The sequence below is a fragment of the Ohtaekwangia sp. genome, from assembly GCF_036786105.1.
In the GTDB taxonomy this organism is placed as follows: Bacteria; Bacteroidota; Bacteroidia; order Cytophagales; family Cyclobacteriaceae; genus Ohtaekwangia.
On the sequence record NZ_DAIQRQ010000001.1, the window covers coordinates 69319 to 84879 of the forward strand.

The 15561-nt window shown below is 42.2% G+C and carries 15 protein-coding genes; 6 read left to right on the forward strand and 9 right to left on the reverse strand.

From position 1 onward, the window contains the following. Positions 1 to 62: 62 nt before the first annotated feature. Positions 63 to 917 carry a lysophospholipid acyltransferase family protein gene (locus V7Q33_RS00340; RefSeq protein ID WP_333818552.1) on the reverse strand — a complete coding sequence of 285 codons (855 nt, stop codon included), beginning with the start codon at positions 915 to 917 and terminating at the stop codon, positions 63 to 65. A gap of 92 nt (positions 918 to 1009) precedes the next feature. Here V7Q33_RS00340 and V7Q33_RS00345 point away from each other — a divergent pair, with 92 nt between their 5' ends. Further along, positions 1010 to 1819, forward strand: a complete 810-nt coding sequence (locus V7Q33_RS00345) for an SDR family oxidoreductase (protein ID WP_331982220.1) — start codon at positions 1010 to 1012, stop codon at positions 1817 to 1819. Between the two features lie 3 nt (positions 1820 to 1822). Here V7Q33_RS00345 and V7Q33_RS00350 read toward each other — a convergent pair whose 3' ends face one another. Together V7Q33_RS00350 and V7Q33_RS00355 are read right to left on the reverse strand one after the other, a co-directional pair. Beyond that, positions 1823 to 3733, reverse strand: a complete 1911-nt coding sequence (locus V7Q33_RS00350; RefSeq protein WP_333818554.1) for a DUF3857 domain-containing transglutaminase family protein — start codon at positions 3731 to 3733, stop codon at positions 1823 to 1825. A gap of 4 nt (positions 3734 to 3737) precedes the next feature. Continuing rightward, on the reverse strand, positions 3738 to 5678 hold the full coding sequence (locus V7Q33_RS00355; RefSeq protein WP_331982216.1) for a transglutaminase domain-containing protein: 1941 nt from the start codon (positions 5676 to 5678) through the stop codon (positions 3738 to 3740). Positions 5679 to 5780: 102 nt separating this feature from the next. Here V7Q33_RS00355 and radA point away from each other — a divergent pair, with 102 nt between their 5' ends. Both radA and V7Q33_RS00365 read left to right on the forward strand, forming a co-directional pair. Next, entirely contained in the window at positions 5781 to 7154 is a 1374-nt protein-coding gene (gene radA / locus V7Q33_RS00360; RefSeq protein ID WP_333818555.1) for a DNA repair protein RadA, read from the forward strand. Between the two features lie 41 nt (positions 7155 to 7195). After that, positions 7196 to 8089 carry a UbiA family prenyltransferase gene (locus V7Q33_RS00365; RefSeq protein WP_333818556.1) on the forward strand — a complete coding sequence of 298 codons (894 nt, stop codon included), beginning with the start codon at positions 7196 to 7198 and terminating at the stop codon, positions 8087 to 8089. A gap of 7 nt (positions 8090 to 8096) precedes the next feature. Here the strand turns inward: V7Q33_RS00365 and V7Q33_RS00370 are convergent, their stop codons facing one another. Both V7Q33_RS00370 and V7Q33_RS00375 read right to left on the reverse strand, forming a co-directional pair. Next, positions 8097 to 9122 carry a sugar phosphate isomerase/epimerase family protein gene (locus V7Q33_RS00370; protein WP_333818557.1) on the reverse strand — a complete coding sequence of 342 codons (1026 nt, stop codon included), beginning with the start codon at positions 9120 to 9122 and terminating at the stop codon, positions 8097 to 8099. Between the two features lie 99 nt (positions 9123 to 9221). Then, the gene (locus V7Q33_RS00375; protein WP_333818558.1) at positions 9222 to 10334 is read right to left on the reverse strand and encodes an NAD(P)/FAD-dependent oxidoreductase; all 1113 of its coding nucleotides are present in this window, start codon (positions 10332 to 10334) and stop codon (positions 9222 to 9224) included. A gap of 131 nt (positions 10335 to 10465) precedes the next feature. Between V7Q33_RS00375 and V7Q33_RS00380 the strand changes: the two genes are divergently transcribed. Continuing rightward, positions 10466 to 10936, forward strand: coding sequence for a hypothetical protein (locus V7Q33_RS00380; RefSeq protein WP_331982205.1), 471 nt, complete (start codon positions 10466 to 10468; stop codon positions 10934 to 10936). 7 nt (positions 10937 to 10943) lie between these two features. Here the strand turns inward: V7Q33_RS00380 and V7Q33_RS00385 are convergent, their stop codons facing one another. The 3 genes from V7Q33_RS00385 to V7Q33_RS00395 are packed head-to-tail and all read right to left on the reverse strand — an operon-like array spanning position 10944 to position 12933. Continuing rightward, positions 10944 to 12176, reverse strand: coding sequence for an aspartyl protease family protein (locus tag V7Q33_RS00385; protein WP_331982203.1), 1233 nt, complete (start codon positions 12174 to 12176; stop codon positions 10944 to 10946). Between the two features lie 57 nt (positions 12177 to 12233). Next, the gene (locus tag V7Q33_RS00390; protein ID WP_331982201.1) at positions 12234 to 12776 is read right to left on the reverse strand and encodes a TIGR00730 family Rossman fold protein; all 543 of its coding nucleotides are present in this window, start codon (positions 12774 to 12776) and stop codon (positions 12234 to 12236) included. A 34-nt stretch (positions 12777 to 12810) separates the two neighbouring features. Beyond that, positions 12811 to 12933: a hypothetical protein gene (locus V7Q33_RS00395; RefSeq protein ID WP_331982200.1), complete on the reverse strand. Its 123-nt coding sequence runs from the start codon at positions 12931 to 12933 to the stop codon at positions 12811 to 12813. A gap of 111 nt (positions 12934 to 13044) precedes the next feature. On the opposite strand from V7Q33_RS00395, the gene V7Q33_RS00400 reads away from it, so the two are divergent. Continuing rightward, on the forward strand, positions 13045 to 13599 hold the full coding sequence (locus V7Q33_RS00400) for a DUF2911 domain-containing protein (RefSeq protein ID WP_331982198.1): 555 nt from the start codon (positions 13045 to 13047) through the stop codon (positions 13597 to 13599). 129 nt (positions 13600 to 13728) lie between these two features. Beyond that, a complete protein-coding gene (locus V7Q33_RS00405) occupies positions 13729 to 13884 on the forward strand; it encodes a hypothetical protein (protein ID WP_333818559.1) in 156 nt (51 codons plus the stop codon). A 5-nt stretch (positions 13885 to 13889) separates the two neighbouring features. Here the strand turns inward: V7Q33_RS00405 and V7Q33_RS00410 are convergent, their stop codons facing one another. Beyond that, complete coding sequence (locus V7Q33_RS00410; RefSeq protein ID WP_333818561.1) at positions 13890 to 15473, reverse strand: OmpA family protein; 1584 nt, start codon at positions 15471 to 15473, stop codon at positions 13890 to 13892. Positions 15474 to 15561: the final 88 nt, after the last annotated feature.

The following is a 15561-nucleotide window of genomic DNA, read 5'->3' on the forward strand; positions in this document are numbered from 1 at the left end:
AAAAGGCTGTTTCGTACGAACAGCCTTTTCTATTTATAGCTTGCTCATTACAGGATTTGAGCTCAGCCTCCCGTTAAGTGTCTTTTTTTCCAGCGATTATGCGACCATAGCCAGCCCGCTGGATTCTCACGAATGATGTTCTCCACCGCTTTTATATAGTTCTCAATAAGTGTAAAGTCATCTTTAGTATACGGTGGCTCTGCTATTTCTACAAAAGAGGCTTCATAATATCCTCGCTTAATTTTCTTTACCTGTGCATATACCACCGGATACTGTGTAAGTGTAGCAATTTGGTGAGCACCTAAAAAGAACACGGTATCCTGATTTAAAAAGCGCGTCTGATACTTCTTGTCTTCTTTTAGTCCCGGATATTGATCGCTTACAATCGCAATGGCACGAAGCATATTTTTTCTCTTGATCAGTTCGCGTGCTACCGTATAACGGCTGATGCCATAAGCACCAAACCTGCTACGGCAAAGAAGTGAAAAGCGATTAAAAAATTTGCTGCTCTGTGGTTGATATACAAAATCGACAGGTACAGGAAGATTAAAATTACCAGATGAAAGCAGCCATTCCCAATTGAATTGATGTGAGGCCAGTATAATTACCGACTGATTTTGCTGCTTATACTTTTCAATGGCGCTTACATCTTTAAAGCGCATGCGTTTGGAAAGCTCATCTTTAGAGATTGTAAATAACTTGAGGAGCTCAACGCCATAGTCGCACAGGTTCCTGTAAAAGTCACGTTCAATTTTATTAAGCTCATCTTTTGACGTATCTGGAAATGAATTGCGCAGGTTCTTTTGAACCATTTTTCTGCGATATCCTATCACACGAAACGTAATAAAAAAAAGAAAATCAGCGATCCCATACAGAATCCAAAAGGGCAGTTGCGACAATAAGCCTATAAAAAACATCTGAGCAATTTTCTTTAACGGGCAAGTTAACAAGTATTGGTATTATTGAGATATTCGTACTCAAACCCATATTGGTAAATAAGTAATAAAACATGAAAGACAAGGTTGTCATCATCACCGGAGCATCTTCAGGAATAGGAAAGGCCATGGCTGAGCGATTCGGCCGAGCCGGCTCCAGGTTGTTAATAACCGGAAGAAATAAAGCAGAGCTCGATAAAACTGTAACTGAGCTGCAAAGTAAAGGAATTACTATCGTTGGGTTTCAGGCCGATGTGAGCCTGGAAGACGACAATCGCAGAATGGCTGAAGAAGCAATACGTGCCTATGGCCAGATTGATGTACTGATCAACAATGCAGGTATATCCATGCGCGCTCTTTTCTCTGAAGTTGATCTGGATGTGGTAAAAAAGGTAATGGATATAAATTTTTATGGCGTTCTCTACGCCACGAAATATTGCCTGCCGGAGATCACTAAAAATAAAGGTTCTGTTGTAGGCATCTCATCTATTGCGGGCTTTCGCGGATTACCCGGTCGCACAGGTTATTCGGCCTCCAAATTCGCACTTAACGGGTTTTTAGAAGTGCTGCGCACCGAATTGCTAAAGAGCGGCGTACATGTATTAACGGCTTGCCCGGGATTTACAGCATCTAATATTCGCAAGCGTTCCCTCACCAAAGACGGAAGCCAGCAAGGCGAGTCACCCAGAAAAGAAGAAAAAATGATGACGGCCGAAGAATGCGCGGATCATATTTACAACGCCACCGTTAAGCGCAAGCGTACCCTGATCTTAACAACTCAGGGTAAGCTTGCGGTATTTTTAAATAAATGGTTGCCGGGTATGGCTGATAAAATGGTTTACAATGTTATGGCAAAAGAGGCAAATGCACCAATCAGCAAGTGATTGCTAGGTTTTGCTCATAAAAACCATTTTGGCGTTATCTGCCTTACCAACATTGCGATAAAATTCAGTCAACTCTTTGTACGATTCCGCAGGGTATTCACCTTTATTCATGCGCAACCTGCGTATATAGAGCAGATTACCTTGATCCATTTTAAAGGAAGCCTCGTATTCGCCAAATCTTGATTTTACTACAACCGGGTCTGGTAAAAACTCCGGATAAATTCCTTCCGGCAAATGATAGCGGATGGTATCAAGATCTGTGTATGGAGTTCTCAATACGACATTTGTTTTACGCGTATCCAGCTTCTCCGGTATATACGAAGATCGGTTCATCAGATTCGGCACCAGGAAAATGCGTTTACCGCTCACCGTGGCAAAACGTTTCAGACTCAATTCGGTGCTTACTATCGCAGAAGGAATTTTACCTTTTTTATTTGTCATGCTGAAATTGACGATGTCAAAAGCCGGAATGTCTGTATTCTCCTGCACCCATTTTTTCTGATCGTCATATTGCTGGTTCACAACATAATCAAGGTTATCATTCTCATATTGAAGGCCGCTAAAAGTTGTTTTTACTTTAGCCTTTGCGTCACCGGTTATCTCTACAAAAACATCTGCTGTGCGCGATTGTATATTTACCTCTGCCGGATAGCGCGGTGTTTTCACCACCTTACCTCCGTTTTCTGTTATCATTAATGCGTAGCGATCGCCGGTAAAGCTACCCATATATCCAAACGGATTAACCTGACTGGTACATTCAAGCCACAGTGTATCCGTTGCGTTCGGCACAGCTACAACAGCATGATTGAACTGTGAGCTAGGGAATGATACATCCATAGCCGGTTGGTTGCGCCCTGCGCGAATCAATATATAGTTTGCATGAATGCCCACTTCTTTCAACATGGCAACCATGTAGTTAGAGAGGGCTTTGCAATCCCCATATCCGGTCTGATCAACGACTGATGCTTCAAAAGGTTGAAAGCCTCCTATACCCAGTTGAATGCCCACATAACGTGTTTTGCTCTGCAGATATTCGTATACAAGCCGCGCTTTCTCTTCAGTAGTTTTGGCATTCTTCGTTATCTCCTGAAGTTTCTTTTTGGTTTGTTCCGGAAGTATATCCCGATCTTTATTCAGAGAAACAATCCACTTACCGTAGTTTTCCCATGAATCCATTTTTCCGGCATAGCTATCAAATTCGAAACTTGTAGGAGCCACCGCTATATTCGGCACTACCCGTTGCAAATCGGGGCCGGTCTTTTCAAACTTCTCAGGCTTAACATTTTCAAACGTCCATTGCATAACTTCTTTAGCATCGGCAGAAGATATCTTAGGTTCTTCTATTTTAAACAATTTATACCGCGGCTTTAATGCCGGAGGATATATAATAGTAAAACTCTCCTTTTGAATGGTGATCTCATCATCTTCATAAAGCTCGAAGTCAGGAACAAAAAACAACGTTTTGTGTTCTGTTTCATATTCAAATTCAACGGTATACGGATACGTGCCCTGCGAAAGATCAGCTTTCTTCAGGCGATCGTCACTAAAGAGTGAAGATCCATCAAAAGCACTTTGATCATATATTTCATTCTGTTTCAGCTTGCGGATCACATTCCCGTAAGCATCGTATGCAATGCCCTTGAATGATCTTAGTACATTGAACTTGTCATACCAGATAACTTTGCTGGCATAGCTTTTCGCATTTGCGTTAAGAATCGTGATGACAATATGAACATGTGTGCTTGCATTGCTAACCGAGTTTACTTCGAACCGAAGCTCCTGCTCCCGAATAACAGCATACATACCCGTCTTCATATCTTCCGGTATAGCACTCACCGGATATTTGGGATCTTCTTTCGCAGTAACAGTCATGTATACGAACATGCCAGCGACGATGAGCGATAATCTTTTCATACTCCTATTTTTTCTTTAATACAATTTGCTCTGCCTGCTTGGCAACAACCTGGTTATAAAATTCTCTCAAGTGCAGGTATTCATCCTGAACGAATAAGCTCTTGTTAATCTGAAGCATACTCACAACATTCAGCACGTTACCAGTTTGCGTTACACTATAACTAAATTTGGCTGCATTTCCCGGAAGCATCAACACTTTTGGTTTGGGAAGTTCATCCACCACGTAACCTTCGGGTATCGCAATACGCGACATATAGGTTTGCTCTTCCGGGCTACCAAAATCAACCGGATATTCGCGTTTCTCTAATTTAAATGGATTCTCTTTTAGTTGTGATGTTACATAAGGATTGAGGTAAATTGCTCCTCCCGCCATTGTACAATGTTCATTTATTACCAACTCATGAAGTTGCTTGGCGTTCTGTTCTATTTCTTTCAGGTTTTGAAACTCACTCTTCTGAATTTCCCAGTTCTTGTCAGCCAAAAACTTCTTTAGGTAATCTGCCTCTCCGTTAGTAAAATAATCTTTACGCATGCTATGCGCATCATAACCATCGTAAGTATAGTTTATTTTACCAGCCAATTCACCGGTTTCTTTAAGCGTAAGGTCTGTGCTGACAACTGTTTTGGATTTCCCTTTTGCTTCTAGATTTATCCATGAATAACCAGCTTTCGAGACAACCAGTCCGTGACCATTTAAACAGCGTTCAGGCAAAACACCTATCGGTAAATATTTATCGGTAGCATCAAGTAACAATCGTTTATCGCCCATCTTTACAGAGCACACTACATAATTAAATTGATCATCCATTGGGTACTGCTGGCGCACAAAGCCGTGATCGCGCGTACTTAGCACAATCATCTCTGTCGGTATATCTACCTTTTCGAGCATCGATGCCAGCAGCAAATTTATATCTCCGGTAGTGCCCTTCTTTTTTTCTACAATATCTTTCAGATTATCGGCATAATAATCTTTATCACCATTCCACTCAATGTTCTGGCGAACGTAATTAAATATAGCAGCAATCTTTTGCTGATTATCGGTCATGCCGGCTGTAAGCTCTTCCGATTTTTTCCTTAGCGAACCAAAGCCGGTTATCGATTTCCCGAAGGCTTCGCTTTCCAGCAGGTTTGCATTGAACTTGGCCCATGTTCCCATAATCTCTCTGACAGGCTCGCCCGGAAAGGCAACGTGCGACAGCGCTATATTAATCTTCGATACATAATCGTCTTCGCAGGTCATGAACGGCTCCTCTTTAAAAGCGGGTACATCCTGCATAATCCAATGATGTGCAAGCGTTTGAAAATTTGTACCCGCCTTGTTTTTTACCTCATACGATGCAAGCCGTAGGTATCCCTGCATATATTTTTCGAAGGTAAAGAAGTCTGGAAACATAGCCCAGTATTCGCTCCAGCGAACGGGTATATCGTATTGAAACTGCCAGTTGGGGAAATTTGAAAGAAACTCGGAGGTAAGGGTATACGAATATTCCAGCACCGATCCTTCCTTCACATTAGGGAAGGAAAACTTGAGGAGATTAACGTTACGATTGAATTTCTCTTTGAATATCCCGTCTTTCGAAAGATCCGTCTCTACAATCTTTCCATTCTCAAGATTATAGGTGGTACCTTTAATCTTAATAATACGCTCTTCTGCTGAACCGCTATGATAAACCGGTATAGCAACATCACCCCATTTCTGCCCTTCTTTTGTTAAAATCTTGATGCGCACATGCTTTTCAAACATAAGCGCAACATTAACAGCGTTTATACTCAGGTACGCTTCTCCATAATCAGACAGAATTACGGCGGATGCAGAAGAGTCTTTGTCGTAGACTTTCATCTTCAAATCCTCCATGGGAATGTCTCCGAATTTGACAGGTGATTTTTGTGCATGCAATGACTGCAGCGTGAGGGCCATCAACAGACCCAGAATACATGACCTCATAACAGGTAAGTTAGATTAGATTAGTGGCTGAAAAGTATAAAAATTCATGCAACTTTATCGTTTCATGTAAGGCTTAATAATGTTTCATCTAATTTTTTAACATTGGCTAAACCTAAAACTGTATACTACTGTCAGAGCTGCGGATATGAGTCGGCGAAGTGGCTTGGAAAGTGTCCGTCCTGTAACGCCTGGAATACCTTTGTTGAGGAGATAATAACGAAAGAAGATATCACTAAAAATGAGTGGCGACAAGAGTCTTCACGTACAAAATCTATTAAGGCAAAAGCATTATCCGATATTGAAGCTTCGCCTGAAATACGAATACTGACTATAGATGATGAGTTAAATCGCGTATTAGGTGGTGGAATTGTTCCCGGATCACTAACGCTTATTGGTGGAGAGCCTGGTATAGGTAAATCTACGCTCATGCTACAGGTGGGTCTACAACTCAAATCGCTTCGGGTATTATACGTTTCCGGAGAAGAAAGCGAACAGCAGATAAAAATGCGGGCTGATCGTCTGGGCATATCCTCAAATAACTTTTTTATACTGACAGAAACCAACAGCAGGAATATATTTCTCTCCATCGAATCATTACAACCTCAATTGGTAATCATTGATTCTATACAAACGCTTTACTCACCCATAATGGATTCGGCCGCGGGAAGTATAGGACAAGTGCGACAAAGTGCAGGAGAGCTGATGAAATTTGCCAAGGAAACAGATACTCCTGTTTTTCTTATCGGGCATATAACTAAGGACGGTATGCTGGCCGGCCCTAAAGTATTGGAGCACATGGTAGATACGGTATTGCAATTTGAAGGAGACCGCCATTTGGCCTACCGCATACTGCGCACTACAAAGAATCGTTTTGGTTCTACATCGGAGATTGGTATATATGAAATGTTGGGCACCGGATTGCGCGAAGTTTCCAATCCGTCAGAGATTCTGATATCTCAAAAAGATGGAAACCTGAGCGGTGTAACCATTGGAGCAACGATTGAAGGAAATCGTCCACTGCTAATCGAGATTCAATCATTGGTGAGTCCTGCATCTTACGGAACTCCTCAACGCACGCCCACAGGTTTTGATCAAAAGCGATTGAATATGTTACTGGCCGTTCTTGAAAAACGTTGTGGATTTCGCATGGGCACACAAGACGTATTTCTGAATATGGCGGGAGGTATAAAAGTAGAAGACCCTGCCATCGACCTTGCCGTTTGTATTTCCATGATCTCATCGATGGAAGAAATACCTGTATCTGATAAAATATGTTTTGCGGCAGAAATCGGTTTGGGCGGAGAGCTGCGTGCTGTAAACCGGATCGAACAACGGATCTCTGAATCTGAAAAACTTGGTTTTGAGGAAATATATATCTCCAAGTTCAATCAAAAATCCATTGACCTGAAAAAGACTTCTATCCGGGTTAAGGCTTTCGGGAAACTTACCGAGGTATTTCAAGACTTATTCGGATAATGTATAGTATAAATCAATCTATAGCTTCTTAAAACACGGTTATGTTCAAACGATCGTCATGGCTGCATTTACGCATTCCGTTTTCATATTATCTCATGCCGGTGTTCTTCTTCAGCTTGGCTGTTTCTCCCAACATCAGTGAAAGACCTTTGCTGTGGACGTTCATTATTGTGCACTTGTTTTTATACCCTGCCAGCAATGGCTATAATAGTTACTTCGATAAAGATGAGAAGAGTATAGGAGGTTTAAAGAACCCACCGAAAGTATCAAAAGGTTTATATTACCTGGCACTGCTCTTCGATGTTATTGCCCTGGTTTTAGCAGTGGTAAAAATCTCGGTACTGTTTGCTGCACTGATCTTTATTTATGGTCTTGTATCAAAAGCCTATAGTCATCCGGCTATACGGTTGAAGAGGTATCCTGTTGGCGGATGGCTTACAGTAAGTTTCTTTCAGGGCTTTTTCACGTTTGTAATGTGTTATATTGGCATCAACCGGTTTCCGTTAGAGAATGTACTTAAACCGTATGTACTTATTCCTGCTTTGTTAAGCAGTGCCATGTTGCTCGGAACATATCCCATGACGCAGGTATACCAGCATGAAGAAGATGGTAAACGCGGCGATAAAACATTCAGCCTGATGTTGGGCATTCGCGGAACCTTTTTGTTTGTAGGAGCGCTGTTTGGTGTTGTATCGGCAGGATATATACTCTATTTCAATTCGTATTTCGAAAAGAATTATGCTTGGCCATTTCTTATAGCCATGGCTCCGGTGGTAATGTTCTTCCTGTACTGGTTTGTGCGTATCTGGAGGGATGAATCGAAGGCTGATCACAAACATACCATGTGGCTGAATTTTATTTCAGCCACATGTTTAAATGCTTTTTTCATCTACCTTTTCCTTGATTCTACTCAATTGCTACAGATGTTTTCATGAGGTTATTTTATACCGTTATGCCTGCCTTTTCCAGCAATGCTTTGGTAGCGCGTATACCTTCTTCTTCACTTAGTGTTTGACCTTCGTATTCTATACCGATGTGGCCGGTGTAGCCGGCGGCTTTTACGATCGACAGCATTTTGGTATAGTCTGTTTCCACACAATTACCTTGTGCATCGAACTCATGCGTTTTTGCACTTACTCCTTTTGCATACGGCATTAACTCCTGAGTTCCTTTATAGCGGTCATACTCTTCCATACACTTTGTCTTTGCCCAGGCTTCCGGAGTGTTTGCTTCGGGTTTGGTACGATTGATACAGAAGTTACCGAAGTCGGGCAATGTTCCGCAATTATCCATTTGTGTGCCTGCAATAACACCGCTTAGCCACTGGCCATCAGAAGAGAAACCACCGTGATTTTCTACGATCACATTTATACCTACACCTTTTGCAAATTCAGCAAGTTGACGCAGTCCGTCTGTTGCTGCTTTTGCTACATCTTCGCGCTTGCCTTCGCCTGCTGCATTTACACGGATGGAATGACAACCCAAAAATTTGGCAGCCTCCACCCACTTATAATGATTTTCAACAGCCTGCTTGCGTTTTTTTGTATCCGCATTGCCAAGTTCTCCTTCACCATCGCACATGATCAGCACACTGGTTACACCCAGATCATCACAACGCTTTTTTAACTCAGCCAGGTATGTTTGATCTTTTGCCTTGTCTTTGAAGAATTGATTTACATACTCTACTGCAGATATACCAAAGTCGTTTTTTGCTTTGGCCGGAAAATCCAGGTTTGTGAGTTTTCCATCGAAGAGGGTTTTGTGAAGCGACCATTCTGCCAGTGATATCTTAAAGAATAATTCTTTCCCGGCAGGCTCTGCTGTTGCAGCGGAATCAATCGTTGCCTGTTGATTTTCTGATGATGGCTTTCTACCGCACGCAGACAGAATAGAAGCTCCTGCTGTTGCTCCAACGGTAATAAGACCGAGTGAACGCAGAAATGATCGGCGATTAGTTTCGTTATTCATGGTTGTATGATTGGGTTTGATGATGATGGAAGTTAAAGAAAAATGCCCTGGAAAATTGCTATCAACATCAATCAACGGTGATTTTACGATGTGAGAAGTTTAGAATGCTTCTCCGTGTGTGTTACGGATAATGATATTGGTTACCGGCCGAACATGTATAGCGAGATTTATAGCCATGTTCGAACTCCATTCTTTTCCAAAAAGCTTTTGCACCTGGCGACCGGCCCATAATCTTCGTGAAAAGTTTTTATTCCATAGCAGCGTATAACTTTTCTCAAGTTGTTCGCGTGTAAAATTTTTGTCTTCACAAAAGCGCATCACGAGATCAACCGCAAGTTTTGCTGCATGCATGGCCATAGCCATGCCGTTGCCGCACACTGGTGTGATCATCCCTGCAGCATCACCCAACATCAAAACATGATCCGATACGGGAGACTTCGTTTCGAAAGAGATTTCGTTGATCACCTCAGGTTTCTCAAACAGAAAGTGTGCGTTTTGAAAAATATCTTTTAATAACGGATTACGAAATAGAACGGCCTCCTCCATATCGCGAATGCTTTTATACTTTTTCACATTGTCGCGATGCGTTAAGTAGCAGATGTTGGTTTTGCTGTCTTCAACGTTGCTCATACCACAGTAGCCGCCCGGAAAATTATGCAGCGCAATTAAGTCTTCTGGATACTCTGTCTTTACATGATACTTCACGCCGACAAATGGAGATCGCTTGCGAATAAAAGAACGTTGAAGTGCAACGTCCATTCTCGATCGTTTACCAAAAGCCCCAAGCACAACATTAGCCTGTGTTGAGCGACCCGAGGTCTTTATTTCAAAAAGATTTTCATAATATACTATATCTTCCACTTCGGTGTTTAACCAGAATTCAACACCTGCATGCACGGCTTGCTGATAAAGAAAATAATCGAATGTATAGCGGCTAATACCAAAACCACCCAGATCGAGTGGCAAAATTTCACCCTTTCCCCGAATAGACGATAAATGAAAACGGCTAATCCGCGAGGGTTTAAACGCTTCCGGAAAGAGATTATGAGATTGCAGAAACGGAACTGTCTCATTCGAAATATACTCACCACACACACGATGGAATGGATATGATTTCCTCTCAATGACCAGTATATCTATACCCTTTCGCGCTAGCAGAATGGACGAAACCAAACCTGCTATGCCTCCTCCTATGATCGCAACTTTCTTCAATCCTGAAAATTTTTTCTTATTCGAGAAATTAATATGAAAATTACCTCAGAAAAAAATAAAAAACAGCTATTGAACAAATCTTGCCGGGCAACCTTTTGCGTTTATATACTGTTTACAAGACAAGTTAGCATATGGAAACCTCTCTCAAAAACCCTGTATCCGGAACCCTTAACGTACTGCTGGTTGGTAATAATCCAATTGAGTTAAGTTCCGTTCTGAAAAATGTTCAGCAAGTTCACGGTGCCAAGATCGTAACGGAGATTGCCTTTGATTTAAAGAGCGTGCTTGAACGCCTGATGCGCTTCAACCCCAATTTCATTTTTATTGACGACAATCTGGGTCGTAACGAATTGCGCGAAACCATCAATTCTCTGTCGAATAACAAAAAAACAAAGGATATTCCCATTACCGTATTAAAGAATTCCAATTACCAGGAGGCCCTGGGCACATCGAGCATCCTTGATTATCTTCTGAAAAAGAATTTATCTCCGGAGGCTATTTATAATACGTTGAAAAATTCTTTGAAACTTCGCAGAACGCAGCTTTACCTTTATCAGGTATATCAGAAAAGAAAGAACGCACTTCTGGCATTAACGCGATAGTTATTCGCTATATCTGATCTTCGAGCTGAAAATCTTTTCGCAGGTGCAATCCTTTACGGTTAATCTCCAGCCGAATCTTCTTTTTGGGTTTAGTGTTAAAAAAGCCATTCACCTGGTTAAGGTTTAACATTTGAGCTGGTATTCCGTTGATGCTCAAAATTATATCACCCGTTTCTACACCTGCTTTATACGCAGCAGATTGCTGGCGCACTTCTGTAACTTCAAACACGTTTAACTGCGATCCTTTTGCCTTTACCACCAGGCCACTTAAGTTATAGTGAAAACCTTTTTTGAACGAGCTGTTTTTCTTGATATATATTTCTTCCTGTGGAAAGTTGAATATGATGGTAAAGCGGCTCATAATTTCTCCGCCTACGGCGCCATTTCGAAATACATTACCAATCTTGATACTATCGGCATAACTATTAGGGTCGGGAAAGTTGGCTATCACCTGATTCAATTTATAGGTGCCAAACTCAATGGATTTTATCCTGCCCACTTTTCCCACAATTTCACCACCAAGACCACGGCCGATCACACTGCTTACGCCATTGGGAGGCACTGTAATTCTTGCATCCGATGAAGGGTCTAGCATCAAACCATGGCTTGCACCAGAGTCCATGAGTAATTTTGCATTTATCGTTGTGCCGTCTTGCAGGGAAACCGGAGTAACGATATAAGGCTTGGTGTCTTCGATCTTCATTGGAAGCGTTTGAAACTTTCGTGATTTGTGAAATTTCTCGGGTGTGGTAAACGTCAACAATTTCTTTTCATAATCAATCTGCACGATAAATCGGCTGAATAATTCGTAGCCAAGAATACCATGCACATCGGTCCCCAGGTAATTTCTTAATTCGAGGTAATCTTCTTCAAGCACCAGCAACGCATGCCCACGTCCTGAAATGCCCGGCAGAGAAAGCGTTACGTTATTAGTAACATACGCATCCACCAGTTTTTCTCCTCCGGGCCCGGAGATGGTATATTTTCGTGAATAGGGAAGATTGAGAATATCAGTAAATGTTTTCTGTGTTAGTATTGCAGTACGCACACCGGTATCCAGTATAAACTTCAAAGGCAGCGAATTGTTGAGGACCACCGGTATAACCACCAGGTTATTGTAGATTTCGATTGGTATTTGCACACGCCTCTGTCCGGGCGGGAGAGTAAAGCCAAGTGTTTGAGCAGATAGATTTTGAATGCAAAGAATAACCAGTACTAAAATCTGTGTTATGCGCACCATACAAACGTGTGAACGTATTTGGGTAATACGTCAAGATAAGGCAAAATGTATTAATGTTTAGTGATTTTCTCGCTGTATGGAAGCGAGAAGTTTTTCGGGAGTATGCTCTACTCTGAGAAAGTCAAGATTGGCTGCCTGCAGAAAACCGGCATCAACCATCTTGTGCATTTGATCTAACAGCGAGTCAAAAAAAGCTGCTGTATTGAGAAGGCCTATAGGCTGTGAAATTATGCCTAACTGCCTCCACGTGAGGATTTCTGCGAGCTCATCCAATGTACCCCAGCCGCCCGGCAGTGCAACAAAACCATCGGACAGGTCGGCCATGCGTTTCTTGCGTTCATGCATGGAGTTCACCACCTCAAGCCGCGTTAGCCCGCGGTGACCAACCTCTCGTTGAAGCAAAAAATCTGGAATTACTCCAACTACTTCGCCTCCGTTTTGCATCACAGCATCGGCAATGACACCCATAAGCCCAACGTTGCCACCGCCATACACAAGCGTGTGGCCCTGGGCTGCCATGCGTTCGCCAAGCTCCTTTGCTGCAGCTTCATACACTGGCGAATGACCTAATGATGAGCCACAGAAAACGCAGAGGTTCATGAAGAATAAATTTTGTCGGTTTGAAAAGACCGACTTAGAATTTGTTATCGTGCTTGTTTTTGCTCACCATTTTATTGGGGAAAATCCATGGTGAAACGATGGCGAGGGTAAACAATGCGATTACTACATAAAAAGGCCACCAAGATGCTACGTCCATAACTTTATTATTTTAGGCCCGTAAAAATAGGTTCTCCGACAGTATTTTGTATCAGAAGATTGAAAAATTGTTTTGAATCGCGATCTTGTTGACGAGGCCAGTTAATAATTTATGAAGCGTTTTTTAATTTTTACAGGAATTGCTATTGTAGTTCTTATTCTGCTGGGCAGACTTACGATGTATTACATGAAGAAACAGACCAAGTCGTTCAGCCCGGAAGAGGAAATTGTATTTAACGACAGAGATCTCTCTGTAAAGGTCTTTTACAACCGTCCGTATAAAAAAGGACGCGAAATCTTTGGCAAGCTTGTTCCCTTTGGTGTTGTATGGCGCACCGGTGCCAACGAGGCCACTACATTCGAAACATCGAAAGACTTGCAATTTGAAGGCAAGACCCTGAAAAAGGGCAAGTATACTTTGTGGACTATACCCGGTGAAGAAACCTGGGTATTTATCTTCAACTCTGAATTTGGCCAGTGGGGCGTTAACTCTGCCGGCGAGGCCAATCGCGACCCGGCCCGCGATGTATTAAAACTTGAAGTTCACTCTGTTCAGCAAGATCGTTTATTCGAGCAATTCACCATTGCGTTCGAAAAAGTAGGTGAAGATGCCGAAATGGTTTTAATGTGGGATAAGACTTTGGTCGCGGTTCCTTTTTCTTACTGATTTTTTCACCGGACGGACCAACTGCGATAAAAAGTATATAGCGAACGCTATTACAAACCACATCACGGTATAGTACAAGGCTATATATACTTCTGACCCTCCTCCATAGGCAATGCCAAATGGCACGATATGAAACAGAAAACAAAATGCATGAATTACCTCCAGCGCATTTTGCCTACTGACAATGATGTGTTAAAAGCGAGGAAATCAGTAATGATCAAAAAAAATGCTGACGAGACTGTGCTCATCAGCATTCGCTTTATTTTCTGTCGTGATGCCATGTAATTAGATTACTTTGCCCGTGCTACAGCCTTCACGGTTAGCTTCTTATTTTCGGGCGCAGTGGCCGGAATAGCATTGCCAAAATACTTGAAGCTTTTAGGATCGGAGCCCTGTGCTACCAAATACGCTATTACCGCTTGCGCCTGTGCCAGTGTTCTGTCGTTGTGAAAAGTTCTTTTTACAAACACCGTGTCTTTCTTATAGGAGTTACCCAGTGAATCAATAGCATTTACTTTCGCATGAATTGAATCAACCATTAATTCTGTAAGATCAAGCGAAGATTGTGTCGTGTCTTCCCTATAGCCGCTTAACAAAACCTGTATCTCGAACTTCATCGTTGGGTTAGCCTTTACTACGCGCGATAGCCTTTTGAGCTCAGCTTCTGAAGCAGGATCGATAGTCGTTGAATTTGGTTTGAATGTAACATTCAACGGAATCTCATCGCCAGCCTGCGGTTGCTTGAGCGTTACATTTATCTTTTCCTTTTGAGGAATCTTATCGGTGGTAAGATCAATTGTTCTTGAATAGAAGGACATGTTGCTTTGTTCAGGATCAACCACAAATTCATACTTTGTTCCTTCCAGTAAGAATACAGAATAAGCTCCCGTAGCAGAAGGTCGGCCGCTATATGCACGCTTGTTGGTGTTCAAATCCGTAATGGAAATATAGGCTGGAATAGCCGCCCCGGCAGGATCCGTAACTTTACCTTCCACCATCATCAAACCGCGGGGTCTTACATCAGCAGGTATAAGGAACTCGGTGAGTTCAGAATTTTTTCTTGCGCCCGGGGCTTCCTTTATCAGATATCTGCCCAATGCAGCAACCGTTACGTATTGATCGTCTTGGTCTGTGTTTACAAAATCAAGCGCCAGCGGAGTTGTCCATGTGCCATTTTTGAATTTAGTTACATAAAGATCCATACCTCCTTTGTTACTGGCCATTTTATCGGATGAAAAGATCAGCGTTTCTCCATCGGCCATGATGCGTGGTGTTTGTGAGTTGCCGGTGTTAATAGAAGCCGGTAACTCTACAGGTTCTTCCCACTGCCCGTTGGATTTCTTTTTCGCGCTAAAAATTTTACAACCACCCGCTTTGCTTTGATCCATTTTATCGCAGCGCATAAAATAAATGGTATTGCCATCGGCCGAAAAAGAAGGAGCACCATCATTCGTTTTTGAATTTATCGGGAGCATCAAATTCTCCGGTTGACTCCAAGAGCTTCCGTTGTATTCTGATGAAAAAATATCGTAGCCGCCAATTACGGGTGTTTTAGCACACGTAAAGTATAATTTCTTTCCATCAGCACTAAGAGCGTAGCCTTTAAAAAAATTGAGGCGTGTATTTAAGTATTTTGGCAATTCAACAGGCTCTTTCCAGTCCGATTCCCGCGAGGTATATAAAACCGTAAGCGCTCCGTCCTGGCCATTGTTGGCAACAAAAAGCAGAGCATTGCCATCAAAGCTGATGTAGGGCGTTGAAACATCCAGCGATGGGTGATTAATAACGCTTGGTAACCTGCGTACTTTCGCCTGGCTCCAAACATTGGTCATCATTCCCATTAGCAGCAGTAGCAGTAAGGTGGTTTTTCTCATAGGATAATTCATGTGATTGCTAAAATTAGCGAAATCTATGGTGCCTTAAAGCAAATTCGCTACCGTGAATAATTTTCAGTTTTTTAGC